Here is a 1,201-nt window from a genome sequence, read left to right as displayed (position 1 = left end):
CGGTGACCGTCAAGGTCAAGGTCTCTGCCGACCTGAAAACCCAGGTGACGGGTGGCGAATCCGACGAGCAGACCATCACCGCCAATTCGGTGACGGCCAGCGCGGCTGTCTCTTCGGACTGGAAGAACGCCGCATCGGTCACGAACCTTCAACGCGGACAGCAGAATCCCAATCCAAAAAAGAATCGTGTCGACTATGCCAAGTCCGGTGACGAGATGACCCTCATCGGTACGGACAGCGAGCCGGCGCAATCCACCAGAACCCCGTCCGCCTACAACGGCGGCGCCGACAAGTTCATCAAGAACGGCGGCAGCAAGGTCGGCCTTGCTGTTGTCGGCTCTGATGGCGGCGCTCTGCCAAGCGGATACGAAGTGATCAGCCAGAAGTCCACCTTGAAGGACGGTACCGGCAAAACGCTGAAAACCGATGAGGGCGGCAACAGCCTCAATACCGTGACCGATGCGGTCAACGGCATCATCTCCGGCAGGAAGATGACCAAGGTCACCGACTACTACAACGTCGACACCGACGCCGTCTACCATGACACCGCCAGCGTCGGCCTCAACTCCTTCACCGTCTCCGATGACGGCACTGGCGACGTGAACGTGCAGCGCGATAAGGTGAAGCCCGTCGCGGTGGAAATCAACGCGAGCAAAACACTCACCAGCGGAACCAAGGATGGCGAGCGGATCACCGGTGACGAGCTCAAGGGATTCACCTTCGAGATGACTCCCGATGAGGACAGCGAGGGCAAGTCCCCGGCATACGTGCGCAAGGTGACGACCGACGAGAACGGCAACGCCTCGTGGGGCAAGTTGAATTTCGACTCAGTTTGGTGGGAGAAAGCCACCAAGGATGTGAAGGCATGCCATGCCGGTGCGGACGACAGCGCGACCGCTGATGGCTGCAAGGTGACGCTGAACTACACGGTCGCTGAACTCGACGACGGCAAACCCCAGTACCAGTACGACAAGTCGCAGCATAAAGTGCGCATCGAAGTGTCGGAAACCGGTACGACCAAGGGACTTACTGTGAAAGTGTACGTCGGCGACGACACCGAGCCTGCCGCCACTGCCTCCAGTGCGTCCGCAGGCGAAGGCGAAACCTCATCCGTCAGCATACCCGGCGAGAAACTGACGTTCCACAACATCAAGAAGGTCATCGACTTCGGCTTCACCAAGACGGACGCCTTCACCAAGGC

1 protein-coding gene is annotated in these 1,201 nt (G+C 59.5%); it reads left to right on the top strand.

The genetic code is table 11. From position 1 onward, the window contains the following. Window positions 1-1,201, top strand: a 1,201-nt coding sequence (locus tag B3C64_RS00425; RefSeq protein ID WP_291532965.1) for a Spy0128 family protein, incomplete at both ends; no start/stop codon positions are given.

This window comes from Bifidobacterium sp. UBA6881 (genome assembly GCA_002451435.1).
Lineage (GTDB): Bacteria > Actinomycetota > Actinomycetes > Actinomycetales > Bifidobacteriaceae > Bifidobacterium.
Note: the sequence above shows the minus strand (reverse complement) of the source record. Positions and strands in the feature narration are given on the sequence as shown.